Below are 23,170 nucleotides of genomic sequence, written 5' to 3' on the forward strand. Positions count from 1 at the left end.
GATGGATAAGACAAACGAGACCACCCCAAATACACCTCCTAAAACCGGTAATCGCTTGAAGGAGTTTTTTCAAATGAATGAAGTCTTGGGTTACTTCTTCCGCAAGAAGGATCCCTCACGCCCCAGCAGTTTCAACATACGGGCCATGCATACCATCAATAAAATCTCCATTCTTATGTTTTTGGTATGTCTGTTGATCATCCTTAAGCGTTATTTCTTTGGTTATTGAGTTACCAGCCGGAACCCACATAGCAGGGTTTTGGCTCGAATAATTTGATAATCAGCAGGTTACATTTCAACCCGAATTGGGATTACTTCTGCTTAAAATCGTTATTTTTGTCAGATTACCTATAAAATGGTCAGGGCTTTTCTTGTCGTAGTTGGAGTTACCCTGCTTTTGAGTGCCTGCACACAAAAGGTAATTTGCCCTGCCTATCAAAGTGCGTATATATACGATAAGGAATCCTTACGGCAGAAATACAGCTATTTCAACCCTGATTCAACGCCAAAGGTTTTAACGGCCAGTAAGAACAAATTCCTTATTGCGGAACCGACCTCCTACAAGAAAAAGAACCGCAGCCTTCAAACCGTGGTGATGAAACCGGTTAACCCGGTTGTTCCGGATTCAATCCTGATGGGGGATGAAGCACTTGCATCTGAATTGGATGCGGCTGCACGATCCATTATCGACAGTACGTATGTGGTGGATACTCAACCTGCTGATACTGTTGAAGCACAACCAACGGAATATGTAATCAGCGTAGATCGAGAAGTGCGTGTATTGAAATATGCGTATCGCGATAGCATTGCGTATGACTCCACAACGGGAAGATATGATCGGGTATATGTTCCGGGTGTTCCGGCAAAGCCACAGTATCATGTTCAGGAAATTGGATTTAATGTAGAGCAGGATAACTACATGTGGTACTTACGCGATGTATTGGTATTGCCGGATGTACAACTGGCCAAGAAGATTGGTGAAGAGAAAGCGCGTGCGGCTAAGAAGAAAGAGAAGAAAGGGTTGAAAGGATTTTTCAAAAATATTTTCAAGAAGAAGCCTAAGCCAGTTGAAGCAGATTCTACCCGCCAGCAATCAGCCGATATGGATGAATTTAATTTTGATGAATTCGATGATGCGCCTCGGGATACGACCGTAGCCGAAGAGGCGCCTGCCAAAAAGAAGAAAGGTTTAGGGTTGAACTTATTCAAGAAAAAAGATAAAGCTGCAAAAAAGAAAAAGACAACCCCTCAACCCGAAGAAGAGCCTGCCAAAAAAGATGAAGAGGAGGATGATGGTTTTTAATCAATTGATGAGCATCAATTGACAGTTGACAAAACAAATTAATCAAACAAGGTCAGGTTGCCATGTTGATCGGCAGGCGGAGTGGGGATGATCAAGGAAGGTACATCCAGCTTGGTTTCATTAATGCGTGGAGAAACCGGGTACAATTCAAGTTTATCAGACGGGTAGGGGATTAAGGCATTCAGTATAGTTGACTCTGATGCTGCTGGGTTCAGCCAGATAGCTTCCAGTCTTTTATCGAGGATCATGGGCATGCGATCAGTAATTTTATTTACGGCATCATTGGCGGGAAGAGTAATAATCGTGAAGGTGTGTACCATGGCGCCTCCTTCATCTTCAAATTCCTCCCACATGCCCGCAAATGAAAATAACTTTTCAGTAGCGGTAAACCGGTAGGGTATGGCTGTTTTTTTCCCCAACTTTTTCCATGCATAAAATCCATCGGCCGGAACAATACAACGGTATTTCATCAAAGCCTTTTTAACTACCGGACGTTCCATGATGTTTTCCTGCCTCAGGTTTATGATTTTTTCGCTTAGTGATCTGTTCTTGGCGAATTGCGGAGGCCGGCCCCAATAGAATAACGATAGACCATGCGGATCAGCACTGGTAATAACCGGTAACAGTTGGGTAGGCGCTGCATTATACCGGGGTTTATAAAACTCGGGTACATCAGCAGCGAATCGCTCGGCTACTTCATCTGCGGTTGCGGTTAAACTGTAGCGTTCAAGCATGGGGAATTAGAAACAGATGTTCCAAGTTAATACTTTTTGATCAGTTCTGTGATACGAAGCAGGTTGGTGAGGAGTTCGTCATGCTTCGACTGGGCTCAGCATGACAATTAACCTCTATGTCAGTCTGAGCAAGTCGAAGTCTGACTAGGGAACGGTCATGTTTGATTGTCCGCAATAAACCTCAACGCACGCTCCTCCGACCAATAAATATTATCACTATTAAATCGTGCGAAGCCCACATGTCCGCCATGTTTTGGAGTTTCGATTTGAATGAAGCTATGCTGCCTGAATTGCTCAACGGGAAAACACTCCGGACTCAGAAAGGGATCATTTTTAGCGTTGACCATCAGGGTTGGCACAGAAATGCCGGCCATGTATTTTATCGCACTGGATTTTTCGTAGTAGTCGAGTGCATTTTTAAAACCGTGTACCGGCCCGGTGAAATGGTCATCAAATTCCATCAGTGTTTTTACGCGATCAATCCCTTGTGTATCCAGTTCTTTTATCGATTGCGCTTTCTGAAGTACCTTCTTCTTTAAACTTTTAAGGAAGCGATTGGAGTATACCCAGTTGCCGGGTTTGGAGATTTGCAAACAGCTTGTGTGCAGATCAACCGGAACAGAAAACGCAACGGCTTTTTTAATCAGTGGTGTGCGTGCACGACTTTCGCCAAGGTATTTAAGCGTCAGGTTTCCACCCAGGCTAAAGCCCACCAGGTAAATCTCCTGATGCATTTGTTGACTTAAGGCATGTTCAACAACTGTGTTCAAGTCATCCGTAGCGCCACTATGATAAAACCGCAATTGCCTGTTCATTTCCTCACTGCAACCGCGATAGTTCCAGGTGAGCACATCAAAACCGTTTTGAAAAAAAATCCGGGCCATTCCTTTTATATAAGCACGCTGTGTGTTGCCCTCCAGTCCATGTGAAATGATGACCAGCTTGGATGAATTTTGTCTCAACCAATCGAGGTCAAGAAAATCGTTGTCCGGTGTTGTGATCCGTTCACGTATATACGGTTGAAGCGACACCCTTCTAACCAGGGCCGGGTATATGGTTTCCAGGTGGGGATTGAATAGGAGAAAGGGAGGAGTGTAGTTCAATTTTGGATTTTGGATTGTCGATTTTGGAGTTTGACCCGAGGCAATTTCAGTTGTCATAAAATCTTCAATCTGGAATCTAAAATCCTAAATCCTAAATCCTAAATCAACTTCAAATGCCCCAGATGGTGCTCGCCATGCCATGCATACAGTGCAACAAGTCTGTCGAAGCGAACGTGTTTTTGTGTTTCCGGGTGAATGAATGATTTTTTTAAATCAGATTCAGTTAAGGCGCGAAGTAAAACCACCCATTTTTTGTGAAGTACTTTGATCAGGTCAATCGAAAGTTTGGGGTCTGCTTTTGTTTCGGGTGTTTCGGCCCATGCTTTTTCATGGTACGCTTTGATGAGTGGCGTTTCTTCCGTGAGCATCCATTTGCAACGGATGTAGGCATTCATGTGGCTATCCGCAAGATGATGAATAACCTGCCTGGCTGTCCACCCACCCGTGCGATAGGGTTGATCCAATTGTTGAAGGGTTAACGATTTATAGACTGCGTCCAGTTTTTCTGGCAGTGCTTCAAGGGTGTTGATCAGCGATGTTAATTCGTCTGTGGTGTACGTTTCCTTGGGTGTAAATTTTCCAATCGGGTATTGGCGATCGATATCAGGCATGTGTTTCTTTAATTTTTTCTTCTTTCGCTTTTCGTTCCTCCCGCGCTTTTTCCCGTTTTCGTTTTTCCCGGTTTCGAATGCGAATGTTCACCATCTCAATCAGCAAGGAAAACGCTACCGCAAAGTAGATGTACCCTTTCGGAATTTCGTAGTGTAATCCTTCCAGGAACAACATAAAACCGATCAAAATTAAAAAGCCGAGCGCCAACACTTCCATGGATGGATGCTTGTTGATGAACTCGCTGATTCTACCGGCAAAAACCATCATAATACCAATGGAAATAATAACGGCAATGATCATCAGCGTTACCTGCTTGGTTAGGCCCACGGCAGTGAGAATAGAATCGAAAGAGAAGATGATGTCGATAAGAATGATCTGGAGGATGATACCTGAAACATTCACCTTGGGTTTCATAGATGGGTTAACCTCATCTTCTTCGCCTTCAATTTCATGATTGATTTCGCGGGTACTCTTGGCAATGAGGAAAAGTCCGCCAAAACCAAGGATCATATCCCGGCCGCTGAATCCATGTTCAGGGTCTACAAAGCGATGTAAGAATTGGGGTAAAATATCACCTACGGTAAACAGGGGTTCAACAAAGCCAATTACCCAGGTAATGCCCAGCAACAGTACAATGCGCACCCCCATGGCCAGCATAAGGCCCATATTGCGTGTTTTTGCACGCATTTCCACCGGGAGCCGGTTGGAGATAATGGAGATGAAGATGATGTTATCAACGCCTAGTATAATTTCAAAGAAGGTGAGGGTGAGCAGGGCAAGCCAGGTTTCGGCATGTAAGAAAATTTCCATTCAAGGGGATTTTGGAGGGTTAAAAATAGGGGAAGTAGGGTACACCTGCAATGGGCGAACGGTGTTTTAACCCGATAATGTTTAATGTAAAAGCCTGACTACCAACCGGGTTTACAAATCCGGAATTGGATTCCGGATTTGTAAGGTTGTTGCATGGTTATTTCTCATGCACCACCATCACCTTTTTGCGCACCACACCCTGTTGGGTGTTGAATTGCAAAATGTAAAGCCCCGAAGCCAGCTCGCTGGTATCAAGGGTTTTCTGTTGCTCCCCGGTTGCGAAGCCATTGGTATGTACCGTGCGGCCATGGGCATCTATCAGGTTAAGGGCAATAGGGGTGAGGGTTCTTTCCGGCAACACCACATTAACCTCGCGGTTGGCGGGGTTGGGGTAGATGAGGATTTTTTCGGCAAAGGCAGGATATTCAATACCGGTAATCAAATTGGCTGGTGGTATGTACTGCAACGTAGTATCCATGCGTGCCTGGTAGATTTCCCTGCCATTCTGGACAAAGGCAATGATCCCTAAGCGATTTAACCGATACGCTTTTGGCGTCCACGATACGCTTACGGTGCGTGATGAATCGCGGGGTATGGGTTGGGTGAAAACGGTACCCAACGCATTGGGAATTAACTTGCGCACCACGTATTGGTAGGAAGTTTCCCCATTGGTGCCGTGTGCAGCGGTCGTATCGATAAGCGTTTCAATGGCGGCAATATGTAACCGGGTATTGGCGGGCAACGGACGGTTGGCCGTGAACCTGACCGTTACATTCAACTGATCTGCCGGAGTGTTGGTTGTATAAATGGTGTCAATGGTAACTTGTGCCGCACGCAGGGTTTCATTCTGGAAAATGCTGGCCAGGTTGCCGGTATTGGCATTTACAAAGGTAGTGGGTGTATTCACTACACCATAGAATGCCGCACGCGCATTCATATCCTGCTCGTTATTCAGGTACAAGGGATCCATATTCGGGCCTGGGAAGCCAACGTGATACTCCAGTTTCACCGCTTCTCCATTTCCTGAGTTTATAAAGGTGTTCAAGGCTGTGTTGCTTGCACGGTTTGGTTCAGCGGGGCTATTATTGATAGAGCCGTTGTTGGTAAACTGTTCGATCAGCACCACGCGGTCGCGCTCACCAATTTCAAAATTATCAAAGGCAAATCCTTCAAACTGTGGTTGGATGGTGTTCTGTTGTGCCAGTGAGGAAAAGGCAAACCGGAATCGAACGCGGTCTCTGCGGTTTGCGGGAATGGATTGCACCACATTATCCAACGCGATAACCGTGGTACGCCACGCTGTGGTGTCTATCAAGCCTGTCCACCCCCGTTGCAATACACTTTGGTTACCTGGATTGCTGGCGATACCCGAACCATTATACCAGTTTTCGGTATCGTTGGGGGCATCCACGCGAATCCAATCGGTTTCATCATCCGTGGTATTTTGATAATTGTATTGCAACACGGCTCCATCGGCCAGGGCCCGCGTGAGCGAACGGAAATCAAATTGCAGGTATGGACGTTTAATTTCGGTCAAGTCAAAACACGGGCTATGCACCCAGGAGTCTTCGTTGGTATTGTAGACACCACCAAGATCAGTAACCCAGGCAGCACCACCTCCTCCTGAATCATCATTGATTAAACTGTCACTTGGTATGCCCCAGGCCCAAGATGTATTTTCTCCACCCGTTAGCCAACCTTGTGCCACAAACGTTGTGTCAAAATTTTCGAGGTATTCACTCGCTTGATTCACGAGTTGTTTTTTGACTTTGTAAACTGAAACAGTATCGTATTGCGCGCAACCTAAATCTGTTTTAAGACCTACAACACCTATATAATTTCCAGTCTGAGAATATAAGTGAGAGGTGACAGAATCTGAAAAGGCTGGGCTTTTAACTTTAAGTTCATCTGTGTCCCCAAAGAACCACAGTACACTGTCAAGATCACTTAATTTGGTATCAAAGAAATTAGAAGCTAAGGCAAAACGTGTTTGATCACCATCACAAACGTTCGACCAGTTTAATGAAACATCAGGTGTTTCACCAATGATAAGCGTTTCATCAACTTCAGTATCACAACCAGCGGCAGTAGTAACAGTCAATACTATTTCATAATTTGAAGGAACTGAGTAGGAATTAAAGAATGTTTGAGGTGTATTATTATCCACTTTAAACACTCTACTTGATCCAACATCTAAATCATACCGAAAATTAATTCCATTTGGGTTGTCAAATACCGGTGTAAATGCAATTGGTTCATCCTCACATCCGTTTTCAAAATCTATATCCAAACCTGGCAATCGATTAATTGTAATAACGTGGTTAATAGTGTTCTCACATGTTGTTTCAGGGTCTTGATAGGTATAGGAAATTGGTACATTATCAGGATAGCCAGTGGTAGCGGGATCGAATGTTGCGCCTCCTGGGTTTCCATTTATTGTAAAAGATCCACCCACCGGACTTACGTTTAATATAAATGGGGTTTGATCGACACAATAGGAAGATTCTATTCTATTTGTAATGACTGGTTTAGGAATAACAAAGAATGGTATTTGAATGAATTGGGAAGAAGTATCAGTAACAATCGGATTTGCAGGATCAAGATCATTATATGCTAATCTTTGAATTAAGTATTTAATTTCGAAAGCTCTCGATCCGGCACCTGTTAATTCTGTGTTTAGGTCGACATCTCGAGATCCAGCTCCTGAAACCGTAAATGCGCCTGGAGCAGTGATGAGAGTACCATTGTCAGTATTCCGAAGTCGGACATTTGGTGGTTGATATATGTATCTAATTCCAGGGATGTAGAAGACTCCTCCAAAAATACCGAAATCAAATTTGAATGGAAGATATGTTACTGGTGTTTGGATTGTTAAATTATTATCGATATCACCTTCACAATACTGAGGGTCTAATCCTGTCAGAAAAACATTGTTATCTCGTACAAATACAATTACAGTATCAGTAGTTATGCATTGTTGGTTATTCTCAAAAAAAAGTACAATCTCATTGTTTCCAACATTTCCAGCATTTGGATAAAAGTATTTTGGATTCGAAGTACTGTTGACACCAGGGCCTTCAAATCTTGTATTACCTGCAAATCCACCTGGTATGCCATTTAAAGTATAGTTCAACTGAACTGGTTCATCATCTTTTTGATATATATCATTAGGCTTAGTAGGATTTAATTGAATTTCAAGAAGGTTTTGTGGAGTAGGCTGATTAACGGTAATTACTACAGTATCTACGCTTGGAGTTGCGGGAGAACTGTCATCGACAACAACCCTGTATCTCGTAGTAGCCGAGGGTGCAACCCGAGGGTTCGAAAATGCATTTTGACCGGAAAGACTAGGGTCAGGATCAAGAGCAGTCCATGTTATTTGATGAAAGCCCGTTCCGCCTGACGCTGTAGGATTTCCACCAATAGAAACTGTATCCCCAGCGCAAATTGTCTTGTCTGGTCCTGCATCAGCAAGTAAACTTGCAATTACTACAGCTAACGGTCCGTAAGTACGCGTAGTACAACCCGTTGATTGCGCCTGAACTTCATATTGAAAGGTTCCCGGTGCTCCTTTATTAAAGTTCCCTAAACTTAAATCACCACCATTACCCGGGGTTGTACCACCGGCAAAACCTGCCGGTAATTCACGAACGCGGTAGTTCACCGTTGGTTGGCTATTGGAAACCACAATGGAGTAATTTTGAGAAACAACTGGTGTAGCTGGATTTGTGGAAAGTGGCAGGTTGGCGGCAACAGCTTCTTTCAAGGTTAAGGTATTGTCTGAGTCATTTAAGCCATTACCGGTATTGGTAACAACCACGGTCGCATTACCAGATGTTGTCGTAGGTACAACAATGGTAATTGTAGTTGCGGTACTACCAAGTGGAACTACATTAATACCATTAACCGTAACGGTCGGTGTTGTACCACCGAAACCCGTACCATTTATGGTAATCGTTTCACCCATACAGGTCGGGTCCGCAGAGTAACCAGAAATGGATGGTGGTGGCTCTGTTTCAAAGTTCCAATCAGAGTTATTGGTAATGCCTGGAAAATAATTATTATTTGCGTCCCTAAACACCGAACTGCCTATCCGAATTGCGTAATCGGTATCGGGGTCTAATGCTGCGCTAAATGTTATGGTTACCACATTACCAGCAACACTTACATTGGCCACTTCGATGGTATCGATGAAAGTAGTATTATCAATATCGCGAATCCTTATCATTTCATCTGCATCTGCGTTGTCGCCATCATACACCACATCTTCGTTGAAGGTGATGGTTAATGTATTCAGGCCAACAGGTACATTGGTGGCATTGTCGGCTGGGGTTTCTGATACAATGATTGGTGGACTGACATCAGCAAAGGAATAATCAATACCGGTCACCGTTATGGCTGCTGTACTACCGGATGTAAACGTGACATCACTCTCCGAGAAGGAAGGTTGAATGCTGGGTGTAGCACCGTTTACAGATGCCGCAACATCCACTACTACAAAATAGTTGGTTGTTCCAGCGGTTAAGTTATCGTTGATGGATGCCGCATAATTGATTTGAGAGCCCGATAATGCACCCGTACGGATGCTTATATCACCACCAAAGGATGCATTAGCAGATTTGAACAAACGGGGGTTGGTAAATTTGCCAACCGGTGTTGTAGATACATCGATATTAATGGCGTTAAATGTTGTCGGGCCGTTGGTAGTAATGGAAAAACCCAGAATAGCCTGGTCAGTGGCACCACTGTTCAATGGACTGACAGCGATGTTACTTCCGCCACCGGAAATCTGCGCCATGGTGATGACCAAAACTGTGGTGGCATTGGCGCGCGGTTCCGAGCCATCAGTTAAATAATTATAGGTATCATCATCTGCACCATTGTAATTGAAGGGCACCAATACATAGTGATAGGTTACGCCTCCGTCAAGTCCGGTATCGGAGTATGTAGTTTCTGAATTATTGGTGGTGTATACCAGGGTTGTGGTTCCGCCTAAAGTACCGGGTGCAGCAGTCCCATCATTTAACCCGGTAAGCGTTGCCGAACTGCCCGGTCTTCGGTAAATCACATAGCCATCCGCATCGGTCAGTGTGTTCGCAGCATCAAAGGCAAGGTCAATGGTGGTGTTTCCATCAAGCGTTGCTGTGAAGGTTGTGGAATGTCCGGAAGGTGCTGTTGAAAACGTAAAATCACTTGCAGTGGGAGCTCCTGTTTCCTTATAGTCTGAACTACCTCCCGAACCGCCTGTTCGTTGATACGGATAAATGGCAAATTCATATTCTGATTCGGGGTCGAGTCCTGTCACATTCAATGCATCAGGGTCTCCATAAGCAACAATGGCGGCAAAATTATCATCACTCCAGTCTGCATCAGCCGGTACTTCTGTGTCTTGATCGGGAACGGTTGCAAAAACACCACCTGGTAATTTCCTTCCCAGAATCAAATAGAATTCAGGAGCATTACTACCAGGGACAGCGTCCGTCCACGACAAGGAAATTGCCGTTGGGCTGGTGGCTGTGGCTGTAAACCCGGTAACATGGTTTGTAGGCTCCGGTTGAGCCCATGCCATTAGCGGGAGTAAGAGTATGCTGTATGTGAGTATCGATAAAGCCTTCTTCATAGTCTGTTACTTATTCAATTCACCATTTTTATCCATGCGCATCATAAAGATGGAGCTATAATTGCCTTGTGTATTTGTTCCAAACACAATCAAGTTTTCGTTCTCTCTTTCCAACACAGCTGTAACGGTTTCATCACCTGTACCCCCTAATGTTTTTCGCCAAATCATGTTTCCAAAGGCATCTACTTTTATCAAGAGCATGTCTTTTCCGCCATTACCTTTTTGTGGAGTGGTCGAGAAACTTCCAGCCAATAAGAAGCCGCCATCCGTGGTGCTGCAGATGGCGCTGCCTTCATCTACAATGGAGGATAGGTTTTTGAAAATGTCTGTTGAATCGGGTTTAAAGGATTCAATGGCATCAAAGTACCGATCGCTTTGAGGGTAGATATTTCCGTTCGGACGGACGCGCAGAAAAAAAAGGTTCCCTTTTTGGCCATTGGTTGTTTCGCTATAGGTTCCGATAATGCCATATCCTAATTCAGGAAATTTAGATTGAGCAATGTCTGTCGGAACAAATAACTGAAGGCTATTTTCTCCGATACGGTCAAAGTTGATGGGGTCTGTGTTGGGTTCAACTACTGGTATAGCCACATAGCTGGTATTAAAATCACCTACAATATCTGATACCGCACTTGCCCAAATAATAGTGTCCCTGTAGTAATGGATACTTTTTGAAAGTTGGAAGGTTTGATCCAGCAAGGGAATATCTTTTACCCAAAACGTTTGTGTTTGGCTGTTAAAGCCGATTAAGCGTTGCTGCTCAGGCGCATTTACCTGATTTTGCACACTTCCTTTAAAAGAAGTTAATACAACAAAGTCTCCATTTTCATTGGCAGCAACAGGACCACCAAAAAAGTCGGGCTTAATGGCTTCATTGTTATTGAAAATGATGGTATCGTTAATGATTGAAAACTGATTGTCGTAAACCTGAAGGCGTAGGGCTGATGTAACTACGTTGGCCGCTATTTCAGCGGAGGGATCTACAGAAGTACTGTCGCTCACCACAATGTAGTTGGTAACCTGGTTATTGATGATGATTGGTTTAATGGATTTTCCGATAAAGTTGGGGATGGTACTTCGGGTGGCAATCAGGTTTCCGTTTGCATCTACTTCAAGGACCTGTGCGAGTTGCGCTGTACTATCCGTAAATTCAATAGTTGTATTAATGAGTACCACAAAACTTCCTCCGGGTATGGGTTCAATATCTGCGGCAAATGCACTTTCAGCAAACTCAAAAAATTTAACATACGTTGATCGCCCGGACGGTTTGGCATCCTCCAGGTTGGTACAGGTCACCACACTAACCATTAACCCAATGAATAAAATCGTATTTAAAAAGTAGGATCTCATTTATGTCTGATTTTTTTGGGTTTGAAGATATCCTGCATGTAGGACGCATTGATTGAAAATGCATTTAGATTAAAAATGGAGTCAGCATAACCGTACTCCCATATTAGCTTTTGATTGCTATAAGCGGTTTCGGGTGAACTGATGTTGGTTAGTCCCTGCTGATACCGAACTTCAATCACCAGCCTGCCGGATGCAATCTTGCTTTTGATTCCGGCTGAGACATACGCGCTGATATTTATCGATTCCCGATCAAGATCAATCCCAGACTCAGGAATGGACGCTTCATCATCGCGGGTTCGCACTGCGGTTATGGAGGGCGTTGGAAGCAAGTAGCCAATAACAACTCCTGCACCTACATACGGGTGGTATCGTTCATCAATTCTTGATGTACTTTTAAGAAAGTTATATTCGATCCCTAACGGTACTTCCAGCCAGTTTTGTGTTTCAATGCCTTCAAATCCATTGGTTAATTCCTCTCCGGTATCGGGATCAGTTCCCCGGATTACTTTTTGATCAATTTCAAATTTATGTGGAGCAAATAAAATTTCTCCGTGAAGCGTAAGCCGTTCTTTTATGGGGAGATCGATAGCTGCGCCTACATGCAAGGCAAACTGCGATTTATATTCGCTATCGGGACCTAATACAATCGCGGTATTTAATTCACGAACATTTGGCCTGCTGAAATTGCCGCCAAGTCGAACACCAATTCTATAGATCGGATCTTTTCTGAACGAATTATACAATGCTACAAACTCTGCCGGATCAACAGCAGGGTTGGGTTCGTAATACGGGTCGGTAAGTTTTAGGTTCAGCATCGCCTGATCGGCTTTCTCAGGTTCTTCCAGGTAGATGTAGCTTAAGGTTAGCAGCTTATAGGCTTCAACTTTTAGTTGCTTCTCTGTTTTTTTAAAGCCGCCCTCCAAACAAGTTTTTAATTGCCCTTCAATTTCACGTAAGCGGCCCTGCTCATACGTAGCCCGTGCCAGGCGTAACGTTTGGGCACAATCCTGTGCGTGGACATATCCAAATCCAACAGCAGTAAGTAAGAGTGTGAGGGGTAGAAGTCTTTTCATGCGTTCAATTACTTATTGTTGGGTGGATAATTCGGACAAGTAGATTCATAGTCAAGACCGGGTACGTAAGTTTCCCAATCTTCTTTCGTCATATTTTCTTTTATGTACTTCTCACACAAAATATCCGACATGGTTGCAATTTTTGTGGGATACGCACGGATACTCGCTTCATTGCGTAGTTTATCCCGATCGATGGTTTGTTGTGAACTCTGCAAGCCCACCATGATTTGTTCATCGTCAGGTGAAAAGGTAAGTGTCCACACCCAATCGAGGTGATCTTTTAATTCAATGGGAGGTATAGTGAGTTTACTTACGTTCCACAGGCGTACGGTGCGGTCTTTACTGGCTGAAGCAAAGAAGGTAGCACTGTGGTTGTATTTGATTTGTTCAATCGGTCCACGGTGACCTGATAGTGTACGCACCACAATTCCGTTTTTGATAAGCCTGATCAATCCCAGGTTATCACCAACCACAAGCAAATCTTCGGTTGGATGCCATGTTACCGAAGTGAGGCTTCCCCCTAATTTGATTTCAGTGGCCTTGTAGTTATCGCGGACATCCCAGATGTATAATATGCCGTCATTTCCTGCGCCTGCCAGTTTTAATCCATCGGCTCTTAAATCAGTGGAGTTAATTTTTACAGTTGGCTTGATCACTTCTTTTGTAGTGGTAAAATCAGAGAACTTGATGCTGTGCCCACCGTTGTCGCGTGCATATAAGCCCTTGCCATCAGGCGTGAAGTGAATGTTTTCAATACTATAGCGGAACCCGGTAATCTTGCGTGGGGCAGCCTTCATGTTATCGAACGAATACAACTCAATGTAGTTTTCCAACTCATTGGGTGTATGCAATCCGGCTGCAGCTAGTAACGTTTCGTCTGCGTTGATATCCATACTATAGACCTGGTACGTATTGCGAGCAGGAACCATTTCCGAAGGCCTCCATATGCCTCCTTCGTTATTCCAGCGAATGATTTTGCCATCGCTTCCGCCTGTATAGATATGTGAATCACCACGATGGGTAACCATCGTACGGGCATTTCCATAGTCATGGCCAGCCAGACTGTTGGTTAAGGGATGTTCGTTATTGCGTAACGCAAAGAATAGTCCGTTGTAGATATCGTTATCGTACGCTTCACCACCATATTTGGTGTTGAACAGATAGGCTTGCTGCGCCATCAGGCCTTCAAGCTGGAGGTCGTTACTCAATTCAACCGATTTAAGCGCCATAGCCTTTGCTTGTGCGATGTAGCGTTGGCGTAAAGCCTCTGCAGCATTACGTTCGGCACGTTCTTTTTCTGTTAAAGCAATCTGTTCATTGTCTTTTGCTAATTTTTCATTTGTTAGTGCCCGTAATCTTTGTTTCTGAGCTTCAGCTTCTTGCTCTCTAGCGATTCGTTCGTTTTCTTCAGCTTTTATACGCTGTTGTTCTTCCGCTAGTTTTGCGTCCTCAGCAGCTTTCTGAGCAGCAATAGCCTTGTCGCGTTCTTCTGCTGCAACTGCACGAGCTTTTTCAGCTTCTAAATAGTTATCTTCTGCGCGCTGTCTTTCATCATCAGCTCTGTTGCGTTGATCCTCAGCCTCAGCTTTCTGAATAAACGCATAAACCAAAAATAGTAGCGCAATTACAGTAAGCGTACCAAACACCAAAGCCGTAATCCTCGCGCGTTGCAGTTTACGCTTCTGCTCCAGTTCGCGTATGCGCTGTTCGGTTTCAAATTCTTTTCTCGAGTATTCGAGAAAGATCATCGTTCGTTCAAATGCGGGGTTGTAACGCTGGCCCCACACCAAGGTAGGCTTGTGTTTCGCTAACCAGTTTAACGCCAATTGCAAATCGGGTGGGCGCCATAAACCGGCTTTGCCCACCTGGTACATAGCTGCTGCTTCGGCCAAACGCGAATACATTTGTACGGCATCAGCTTCATCGTCCACCCAGTTTTTCAACCGCACCCAAATGCGCATGAGGCTTTCATGCGAAATATCCACCATGGATTTGGAGGAGAGGGGCGTGCCATGTGCCGGTGTTAATAAAGAGCGGCCGGGCTCCCGGAATTTTTCAATCACTTCGGCCACTTCTTCTTCCGAGCAATCGGCAATGGCGGCAATTTCATTTAAGCGTGTTGGCCTGCGTATGCCAAAGTTCTCACCTCTCTTTTCGGTAATCGCTTTAAAGAGTACTTCGCAAATGTGTTTTTGTGATTCCGTGAGTTCGTCATAGGCTTCGTTGGCGTGCATACTCAACGCCTCCGACATGGTACCGATGGCTTCGTAATGTTTTAAGTCGAGCGGTTCTTCTTCGTAATCGCGGTAGTTGGCCCAGTAACTCCACGTACGCATAAGCGCGTGTTGCAGAATGGGTAACTGATCGGGGTTGTCGCCCAGATCATTCAACAGTTGCTGAACCAATCGGGGTGTGATGGTAGCGCTACCTACAGCTACAGGTCCTTCAATGGCCCTGCGTTTCTGGTCACGCGTAAGTTGTGGAATCAGGTAGTGGCTGTCGTTGATTTTACGGGTCAGCTCTGGAAATTGTGCACAGTCGCCAATGAAATCCGAACGCATGGTAATGGCCACATAAATCGGTGCATCCGGATAATTCACCGCCTCCATCAACAGGTTTACAAAGGCCAGCGTTTCGTTTACCGAATTCGGATCGGTGCTGTCCTTAAAGCGAAAGAGTTCTTCAAACTGATCGACCAGGATTAAATAATTAACATCGGCTGATCTTCGTGATTGTTCAACAGCTTCCACCAATCCCAATGAGCTGCTTCGCAACAGTGTAGAGAAAATGGTACGCTTGATTTTTTGTTCCTCAACTTCAGCCTCCTGATATTCTGGATTGCTCTTTAATAAAGACTCCGCCAGGTTATCAATGGGGCCGGCACCCGGGCGGGTTACCACAACTTCCCAATTCGGACTGGCATCAGTTAAAAAGCCGCCATATAAAATAGGCAGCACACCACAATATATAAAGGATGACTTACCGCTTCCAGAAGGACCGATCACACCTACAAACCGGTTTTTGGAAAGTTTCAGGAGCACTTCATCGCTTTGGCCTTCCCGGCCAAAGAACAGGTGGCTCTCTTCAATTTTGAAGGGGCGCAAACCCGGAAACGGGTTTAGCACCGACACCTTTTCGTCAACGTATTGTGGCATAGACGTTTTGATTAAGGATCTTTTTCGCTACACGCTTTAAACCTCAGGCTTCAAGCGTGTAGCGTATATTTTAGTTATTAAATTCTTCCAACAACGATTTTATTTTATCAGCAACATCGCGTGGATCTGCCTGAACCACGCGCAGGTTTTGATTCTTGAAGGCATCCAGGTTTAAGCCTGAGTTGATGCTGGTCAGTACGGCTTTTCCTTTAATGGGTTTCTTTCTTCCAAAACCCGGTGCCTTTAATAAGTCCAACACCTTCATCCGCACCCATTGATCGTTCACTTTTCCTTTATAGATAATGGCTGTATCAAAGTTGCGCAGGTTGTTGATGTGCTTTTGGCGAAGGTCAAGCAGTTCGCCTTCAAATGCAGGCATCAATACCTTATATCCATTTTTTTCGATGGCTTCAATAATGGGTTTTACTTCCTGATGATCAACCCGATCGTGAACGAGGTAAACGGATTTACCACCGGTTTCCTCCAGCGCTTTTTTCTCATCGGCTTCCAGCAATTCTTCACGCATGATGTTTTTGAAATCTTCAAGCGGAGTTTGTAGAATTTCAGCTCCTTCCTGCGCATCGGTATCGCGTTTCAGGTTATCAATAAATGATCGCTGACGTTCGCTGGCGTTGATAAGCACGGGTGAAATCCAGATCAGGCGTGTGAAATGTTCCTTACCTACACGCTGACTTTTTTCTGCGGCAAAACGGTTTTGCAAATCAACAATAGACCGATCGGAGCCGTCAGGTATTTCACCATAGGCAGCTCCGATCAGGTGAATGGAGAGGCTGGCTTCTTCCAGGTCGCGCTTCACCATCTTTTCTATGTCGTGAATATTGCCCGGCAGGGTTTGGGTTGGCGTTACAATGTATCCATGCCGCTGCAGTTCACGTTTGATGATGTTGCGTTGTACAGAAAGGTCGTGCCCGGTTTCAGCCAGGTAAATGGTTTTGCGTTTGTAAATGTTTTTCACTTCACCTTTTGCTTCTGTACCTTTTAATTGAAGCAGGGTGTCATAGATGTCGTAGGCAAGATCCACCATCTTCATCCAATATTGGCGTTCAGCTTCCGAGCTGAAGTAATCGGTGTACTCACGTACTTCACCCGTCTCTGAATCAAGTTGGTACATTTCATAGCCGATGAGTTCGCGCAGGCGTGGCGGTTGTTCCTGAACACTTAATGGATTTTTGAAAACTTTAAACACACGGTTGTGGTTTTTGCCACTGGCTTCTGCCGCCTGATAGAATGCCTCGAGGTTATCCAGGCATTGACCGGATTGAATAAAGTCTGGAGAGAGTATACTCACCAATGTTGCTGCATTGTCAAGTTTGGGCGAAACCATGTTGTCATACTCGCTCTTGAGTAAGATGTTTGGTTTTGATCCCAACACTTGCGTGAGCATCAGGTCGAGGAATTTTTTGAACTGGGTTACCCAACCGGATTGTCCGCCAGCGGTTTCGTTGTCCTTATCCGAGTAAATAATCAGTACATCTATTTCAAGGTTCATCGTAGTGGTGGTTCAAATTCTGAAGTGTAAAGTTTAAGGGTTGGATTGTTCAATTATATCTTCTGTTTCTTCTGTTGCGTTACGAATAATTTTCTCTACCATCTCATGATGGTTGGCTATTACAAAATAAAAATCGAGCAAATCAATGCGAAATACCACGGAGCGTTCAACGGCTTCGAGTGTATCGAGGTTTAATCCGTTCCTGTTTTTGCTAAACAAATCTCCGAATACATCGCCTGGCTTCAGGGTAAAGCGTGTCTCGCCTTTTTCCTTCAGCATTATTTCGCCATGCGCGACAATAAAGATTGGATTGTTCTGTTCGTGAGAACCCAATCCAACCCTTTCTCCCCGAGCCAGATCGTATGGTAAAATTTTATCAAACAGATCAGCCAATAGTACACCGCTGATTCCTTTGAATTCCGGCAATTGCTTCAGGAATAGAATCATTTCTATGCCCAGGAAGAAGCCATCATTCAAGCCATCCAACAACTCATTGTTTTCAATGGCTGAGTCGAGGTAACGTTTATCACGATCGGGTAAGCGTTCTGAAATGGTATTGTAGATACTTTTGTCCTTATTATAAATAACCCATGCGGCAGTTTCCTGCAAAAGTTTATCGCGATTGAACATCTGGGCAATCAAGCCTCGGCTAACCCTGAATTCGGGTATGTAGGCTGAAGTATAGGCAGCACAGACTTTTGTCCAGCGATTATTCAGGTTGAAGTCGCGATTCAAAATATAATTGATTACCTGTACGGGGTTGTAGCTTTCACGCGGGAAATAAATCTGTAACAATTCAAGCTTACGCGGAACGGGAATGTCATCATACAACGGGAAAAGTTTTGGTTTCAGATCCTGATCTACGAATAAGTCCATTAATTCGAGTGCATAGGCTACGCCATTCGGATCGCCTGAGTCGATATTCTCACGAACGAGTTGAACCGCTTCCGGATCATACAGAATCGAAAGCAGCATGGTAATTTGATCATTATTGATCCTGATCTCTTCGCGTATCGCGCTTCTTAATAACTGGAAGTTTTCCAGTTGTGGTAATTCGTGAAGGGCGGCCTGGTTCCAGAGGTTTTTTCCAATTTCTGCTTCAAGCAAATCCATTACCTGGTTAGCCTGTCGGCCGCTTGCGCGGTAGTTTACATAACGAAGCGAATAGAGAATCTGGTTTACGATTCGTTTATCGGGGTAGTCTGCTTTTTTCCACAACAGATCAAGCGCAGCATCGCCACCAATACGCCCGATAATCTGCACAATGCGCAGCATGGTAATGTCGCTTTGTCCGGATTTATGAAAGGCAGTATCCAACACCGGTAATACGGGTTCACCTGCTTCAATCAGTGCGGCTGTAGCCTGATGGCAATACGAAGGAGAGGAGAGCAGTTCAATCAGTGTGGGCCAGGTTTCAGGTCGCTTTACTTTACGCGCAGTTTTCAAGGCTTCATGGCGCACGTTGTAGTCTACATCGCGAAGCAATTCAAGCAAAATAAAAATAGTTCGCTGGCTGATAAGTTTGCGTAAAAGTTTTGCGGCCAGCATCCGGTCGGCTGGTTTTACAGATTTACTCAGCTTCATTAGATTATCCGGGGAAATGGAAAGCAAGTCACTTGCTTCTGTTTCACTCGCGGCCTGTGATGCAAGGGTTCGGATATCCTGATCTTTTGAAGGGTCTCTGTCTAAACCAAGTTGTTGTACTTTTTCGTTGGCAAATGCCTTTACGTGTTGGTGATTGCTATTGGTTAACGTGATGATGGCATTTTCAAAAAGCGCGGGCTCAATTTTTTCCATCAGGCGTAAGCCATACAAAACTTTATCTTCTGCTGAACTCGTGATTTCACGTTCGAGCACCCGGTCTACGGTCAGTTCCTGTTCTATTTTATGTTCAACTTTCGACTTGTTTCGGATCAATGTTTTTCTCAAGGTGTTCCTGTAATTCGTGTACATGTTATTTCCCACCAGGTACCACAAACCGATTAGCGGAAGGGTAAAGATGGTGATGTAGAGTAAATCGAAAATATGTACACGGTTAATCAGGTAAATCAAACCACCGGCAAGCATGGTAGCGAAGGCTGTTACAAAACCTTCAATTTTTGTCTGCACATCAATTTTAATGTTGGGATCCACCGGTAACTGGTAGAGTTTAAAAGCGGGTTCATCCAGTGATTCTTTTGTGGAGTAGATGAAGAGTTTACTCATCGCAATCATTACAAAGAATATAGTAAACGATGGACTCGCTTCGGTATAACCAAATGTTAAACCGATGATGAGTGCGCCAATAGTAAAGAGTGCGATTAGGATTGGGTTTACCAGAATGGAAACCTTTAACCCGTAATCTACCATTATCCGGTCGGCCGCAAAGGCCTGAAACAAAAAGCTAAAGATTACAATGGTAGCTTCGAATAACGCCAGGAAGTTTGCCAGTTCTTCCGGTTTGAAGCGTTGGGTTGAAACACTCAGAAAGGAATACTCAACGAAGTTCAGCGATACGATAGAAATGATAATGAATAAAGAGAGTAGGATCAGGTATTTGTTTTTGAGAAAATCGACTACCCTTACTTTTTGGTTCTTGAGTCGTTCCTGCGTAAGCGACCAACGTTCTCCTCCAAATTTGGTGGATAGAACGATAAACATTACGGTAAACAAAATAACACTAACGAGACTAATGGTATACAGCGATTCAGCTTTGTCGCTTCCTTCACCCGGCAGGTAAGGCAATACAACCGGAATGGCAAAGAATGAGATCAAAGAGGCTACCAATGCTCCCTGGTCAACGGTTCCCAATAAGCGCTTGGATTGCCGAACATTGAATAGTCGGTTAAACGCCCCCCAGAACACAAGCAGAATAATCAGCGTGAAGGGGATAAGCTGGGTGAATCCGTAATAGTAAATGGTTTGCTTGTCGGGAAAGTAAAGATCACCAAATTCGATGGCAGCGGTTACGGCTGTAACCACAAGTAAGCTGAGTACGGCCAGGTACTGAAAACGGATTTTGCGTTGCAGGAAGTTATAGCTTACCGTGGCCACAATGCCAAAGGCACCGGCAATGGCAAAGGCCCCGGGAAGGTCATTTTTTTCGTCAAAGTTGTTCAAAAACAGGGTTTGGGCGGCAACGGTAAAGGTGGCCAGGAAGGCTCCCATAAAGAAGCTCATAATCAGCAGAAGGAAAACCCTTCCTTCTTCACCTTCCTGCAGATCAAGGATTCTGCTTAGAAATCCGCGTTTCACTATTATTTGGGGTCTGGTTGAAGCAATGTTGTTTCTTATAACCTTTTGCAGACCGGCATCACCACTTCACCATTCATCTCAATTTCCGGCATTAGCGTGCAAATAATCCGGCTAACCTACCTAAAATTCGGCATAATTCAATTCATTTCCTAAGGTGACTCAATTTTTTCGTTTTCGGCTGGTTAGTATATCTTGCCTAAAGTAAAGCTTTAAACCCAAGTTAAGATTTCGTGTGACTCTAATTTCCCTACATTCTTCGCACAGGTAAGGTTGTAACCGAAAATGAAGGATTTTAACCTGTTGATAATGTTAGCATTGCAATAAAAAACGAATCTCTTGTCATCATGAAAAGACTTCTTGTTGCCATTCTGGCGCTTATCTCCTTCATTTTGTTTGTAAACCGCGGGTACGCTCAGTCGTCAAAGACGCTTTCTGAAGCTGAAAAGTATTTTGGTATCCGTAACTATGAAGAGGCACTTCCCTTATTTGTTCAGGCTATTCAGGCGGGTGAAAAAGACCCCAACGTGCATTACAAGGCGGGAGTTTGCTACCAAAAGTCAACTTCTACGGATGAACAGTCGAAAGCCATTGGATATTTTGAGTACGCCCTGAAAGCAGGCGCCAAGTTACCTCCCTCAACCTATTTTGATCTTGGGAACTTGTACCTCCGTAACGAGGATATTCAAAAAGCTATCGATGCATTCACGGCCTATAAAAAAGCAGTGCCAACCGATAGGAAAGCCATCGCGGCAGCAGACAAAGCTATTGAAGCTTGTCATAATGCCGTTGCCCTGATGTCGGTACCCCGTAATGTTAGCGTCAAAAGTTTCGGATTTGGGGTTAATTCTAAATATACCGAGTATAATCCTGTTGTTTCGGCTGATGAAAGCATACTGGCCTTTACCGCCCTTCGCCCCAACACAGGTAAAACCCGTTCGGGGGATAAATTCATTGAAGAGATTCTGATTTCATATAATACATCAGGTAACTGGTCTGAGCCACAGGTTGTTCCGGTAACTTCCGATTACAACGTGGGTACAGCAGGTATCTCGGCCGATGGTCAGAAGATGATGATCTTTATGGGCGGGGCCACCGACCCGGGAAATCTTTTTGTCATTAATAAGACTGGATCGGAATGGTCGAAGCCTTCCATTCTTGCCTCGACCTTAAACAGCAAGTACCTGGAATCAACAGCCAGCATTACTCCGGATGGAAAGACGATCTACTTCGCCAGCGATCGCATGGGTGGCCAGGGCGGTATGGATATTTATAAAATTGAACTTCAGGCAAACGGTAACTGGAGTCAGCCTGTGAATCTTGGTCCAACGGTGAATACCAAAGACAATGAAGATGCCCCGTTTATTCACCCTGATCAGAAAACGTTATTCTTTACTTCCGATGGTCACAGCACCATGGGCGGAAGGGATATTTTCATGACCAAGTTCATCAACAATACCTGGACGAAGCCGGAGAACATGGGTTACCCGATAAACACCACTGCCAACGATAACTACTTTACCTTAATTGCGGATGGCACGCGTGCTTACTTCTCATCCGATCGTAAAGGCGGTCAAGGTGCGCAGGATATTTATTTCATCGACATGCCGGAAGATACGGGCAACATTCCGCTGACGATGATTAAGGGTCGCATTTTAAATGCCGATACAGGCAAGCCGATGCCCACCAAGATTTATGTGATTGATAACCAGACTAACAAAAAGCTCGACTTTGTTTACGATCCTGATCCGGAAACCGGAAACTACCTGATCATTCTTCCTCCAGCACGCAATTACGATGTGATCATTGAGTCGGATGGATTTTTACCGTACACGATTAACGTCAATGTGCCTAACCAGGATTATTTCTATGAACTGTATCAGCAGATCAATTTGAAAAATATTGTTCAGTTCGATGAAGTGGTGGGTCAGGAAGTTCAGGTAAAGAATGCATTCTACAACACCAATCAGGATTCGAAAGCAGATTTGCGCAAAGCCCATGAAGCCAAACTGGCTCAAAGCGGCAATGTTGACATCTACGACTTAATGATGGATTTGTTGGCAGCCGGTGATGATGAGGGCGTTGATTATGTATTGGAATTGATTCACCTCACCAACACCATGGACCAGGTGAATTTTGATGAGAGTAATCCTAATCTCGAAATTGCTACCCGTGTGTACTACTATGACGAAACAGATGAGAGCAAATTTGAAAAGAAAAATGTAGAGGGAAAGACCATTTTATCCCTGCCGACTTTTGAAGTTTCCGAAGAAGCAAAAAATCAAAAGAACCAACCAGCTAAAAAGCAAGGCACGTTTGATAAAGCTGTTTTGAATAAATTAGTGAAAGTGTATTTCGATGTAGCAAAAAGTGATTTGAAACAGCAGTATCATACGCAGTTGGATGATATTCTTGCTGCGCTCAAAAAGAACCCTGACTTAAGCGTTGAGATTTCAGGTTTTGCATCACAGGAAGGCTCCGAAGAGATGAATCGTGAACTTTCAAACAAGCGCGCGATTGAAGTATTGAATTACCTGAACCACCGCGGCATTGTACGCAGACGAATTATTGCGAAAGGTTACGGGGCTACCAAAACAGAAACCAGCAAGGAGGAGGGACGAAGAGTGGAAGTGCGGATTATCGATCCGCAAGCAAATCAGTAAACGTTT

13 protein-coding genes are annotated in these 23,170 nt (G+C 44.4%); 3 read left to right on the forward strand and 10 right to left on the reverse strand.

All coding sequences use genetic code 11. The features are described 5' to 3' along the window. Position 1 precedes the first annotated feature (1 nt). A complete protein-coding gene (locus QY309_05270) occupies positions 2 to 229 on the forward strand; it encodes a hypothetical protein (GenBank protein ID WKZ61727.1) in 228 nt (75 codons plus the stop codon). Positions 230 to 355: 126 nt separating this feature from the next. Further along, complete coding sequence (locus tag QY309_05275) at positions 356 to 1,303, forward strand: hypothetical protein (protein ID WKZ60893.1); 948 nt, start codon at positions 356 to 358, stop codon at positions 1,301 to 1,303. 38 nt (positions 1,304 to 1,341) lie between these two features. On the opposite strand, the gene QY309_05280 is transcribed toward QY309_05275, so the two are convergent. From QY309_05280 to QY309_05325, 10 genes are all read right to left on the reverse strand, one after another. Next, the gene (locus tag QY309_05280; GenBank protein ID WKZ60894.1) at positions 1,342 to 2,037 is read right to left on the reverse strand and encodes an SOS response-associated peptidase; all 696 of its coding nucleotides are present in this window, start codon (positions 2,035 to 2,037) and stop codon (positions 1,342 to 1,344) included. A 155-nt stretch (positions 2,038 to 2,192) separates the two neighbouring features. Further along, a complete protein-coding gene (locus QY309_05285) occupies positions 2,193 to 3,197 on the reverse strand; it encodes an alpha/beta fold hydrolase (protein ID WKZ60895.1) in 1,005 nt (334 codons plus the stop codon). A 41-nt stretch (positions 3,198 to 3,238) separates the two neighbouring features. Beyond that, on the reverse strand, positions 3,239 to 3,751 hold the full coding sequence (locus QY309_05290; GenBank protein ID WKZ60896.1) for a putative metal-dependent hydrolase: 513 nt from the start codon (positions 3,749 to 3,751) through the stop codon (positions 3,239 to 3,241). Beyond that, positions 3,744 to 4,562 (reverse strand): TerC family protein, encoded by an 819-nt coding sequence (locus QY309_05295; GenBank protein WKZ60897.1) that lies wholly within the window; start codon positions 4,560 to 4,562, stop codon positions 3,744 to 3,746. Before QY309_05295 ends, QY309_05290 begins: the two co-directional genes overlap by 8 nt. Positions 4,563 to 4,719: 157 nt before the next feature. Beyond that, the gene (locus QY309_05300; GenBank protein WKZ60898.1) at positions 4,720 to 10,182 is read right to left on the reverse strand and encodes an Ig-like domain-containing protein; all 5,463 of its coding nucleotides are present in this window, start codon (positions 10,180 to 10,182) and stop codon (positions 4,720 to 4,722) included. 6 nt (positions 10,183 to 10,188) lie between these two features. Then, a complete protein-coding gene (locus QY309_05305) occupies positions 10,189 to 11,532 on the reverse strand; it encodes a hypothetical protein (protein WKZ60899.1) in 1,344 nt (447 codons plus the stop codon). Then, positions 11,529 to 12,605 carry a porin family protein gene (locus tag QY309_05310; GenBank protein WKZ60900.1) on the reverse strand — a complete coding sequence of 359 codons (1,077 nt, stop codon included), beginning with the start codon at positions 12,603 to 12,605 and terminating at the stop codon, positions 11,529 to 11,531. The genes QY309_05305 and QY309_05310 overlap by 4 nt, the downstream gene beginning before the upstream one ends. Positions 12,606 to 12,613: 8 nt before the next feature. Then, positions 12,614 to 15,760, reverse strand: a complete 3,147-nt coding sequence (locus QY309_05315) for a High-affnity carbon uptake protein Hat/HatR (protein WKZ60901.1) — start codon at positions 15,758 to 15,760, stop codon at positions 12,614 to 12,616. A 70-nt stretch (positions 15,761 to 15,830) separates the two neighbouring features. Next, on the reverse strand, positions 15,831 to 17,270 hold the full coding sequence (locus QY309_05320; protein WKZ60902.1) for a hypothetical protein: 1,440 nt from the start codon (positions 17,268 to 17,270) through the stop codon (positions 15,831 to 15,833). A 33-nt stretch (positions 17,271 to 17,303) separates the two neighbouring features. Beyond that, the gene (locus tag QY309_05325; GenBank protein WKZ60903.1) at positions 17,304 to 20,504 is read right to left on the reverse strand and encodes a HEAT repeat domain-containing protein; all 3,201 of its coding nucleotides are present in this window, start codon (positions 20,502 to 20,504) and stop codon (positions 17,304 to 17,306) included. Between the two features lie 344 nt (positions 20,505 to 20,848). Between QY309_05325 and QY309_05330 the strand changes: the two genes are divergently transcribed. After that, positions 20,849 to 23,164: an OmpA family protein gene (locus tag QY309_05330; protein ID WKZ60904.1), complete on the forward strand. Its 2,316-nt coding sequence runs from the start codon at positions 20,849 to 20,851 to the stop codon at positions 23,162 to 23,164. Positions 23,165 to 23,170: the final 6 nt, after the last annotated feature.

Source organism: Cyclobacteriaceae bacterium (assembly GCA_030584025.1).
In the GTDB taxonomy this organism is placed as follows: domain Bacteria; phylum Bacteroidota; class Bacteroidia; order Cytophagales; family Cyclobacteriaceae; genus UBA2336.

Excerpts from the sequence above, each read along its gene's own strand:
- QY309_05270 (WKZ61727.1), top strand. The coding sequence starts at position 2 with ATGGATAAGACAAACGAGACCACCCCAAATACACCTCCTAAAACCGGT.
- QY309_05275 (WKZ60893.1), top strand. The coding sequence starts at position 356 with ATGGTCAGGGCTTTTCTTGTCGTAGTTGGAGTTACCCTGCTTTTGAGT.
- QY309_05280 (WKZ60894.1), bottom strand. The coding sequence starts at position 2,037 with ATGCTTGAACGCTACAGTTTAACCGCAACCGCAGATGAAGTAGCCGAG.
- QY309_05285 (WKZ60895.1), bottom strand. The coding sequence starts at position 3,197 with ATGACAACTGAAATTGCCTCGGGTCAAACTCCAAAATCGACAATCCAA.
- QY309_05290 (WKZ60896.1), bottom strand. The coding sequence starts at position 3,751 with ATGCCTGATATCGATCGCCAATACCCGATTGGAAAATTTACACCCAAG.
- QY309_05295 (WKZ60897.1), bottom strand. The coding sequence starts at position 4,562 with ATGGAAATTTTCTTACATGCCGAAACCTGGCTTGCCCTGCTCACCCTC.
- QY309_05300 (WKZ60898.1), bottom strand. The coding sequence starts at position 10,182 with ATGAAGAAGGCTTTATCGATACTCACATACAGCATACTCTTACTCCCG.
- QY309_05305 (WKZ60899.1), bottom strand. The coding sequence starts at position 11,532 with ATGAGATCCTACTTTTTAAATACGATTTTATTCATTGGGTTAATGGTT.
- QY309_05310 (WKZ60900.1), bottom strand. The coding sequence starts at position 12,605 with ATGAAAAGACTTCTACCCCTCACACTCTTACTTACTGCTGTTGGATTT.
- QY309_05315 (WKZ60901.1), bottom strand. The coding sequence starts at position 15,760 with ATGCCACAATACGTTGACGAAAAGGTGTCGGTGCTAAACCCGTTTCCG.
- QY309_05320 (WKZ60902.1), bottom strand. The coding sequence starts at position 17,270 with ATGAACCTTGAAATAGATGTACTGATTATTTACTCGGATAAGGACAAC.
- QY309_05330 (WKZ60904.1), top strand. The coding sequence starts at position 20,849 with ATGAAAAGACTTCTTGTTGCCATTCTGGCGCTTATCTCCTTCATTTTG.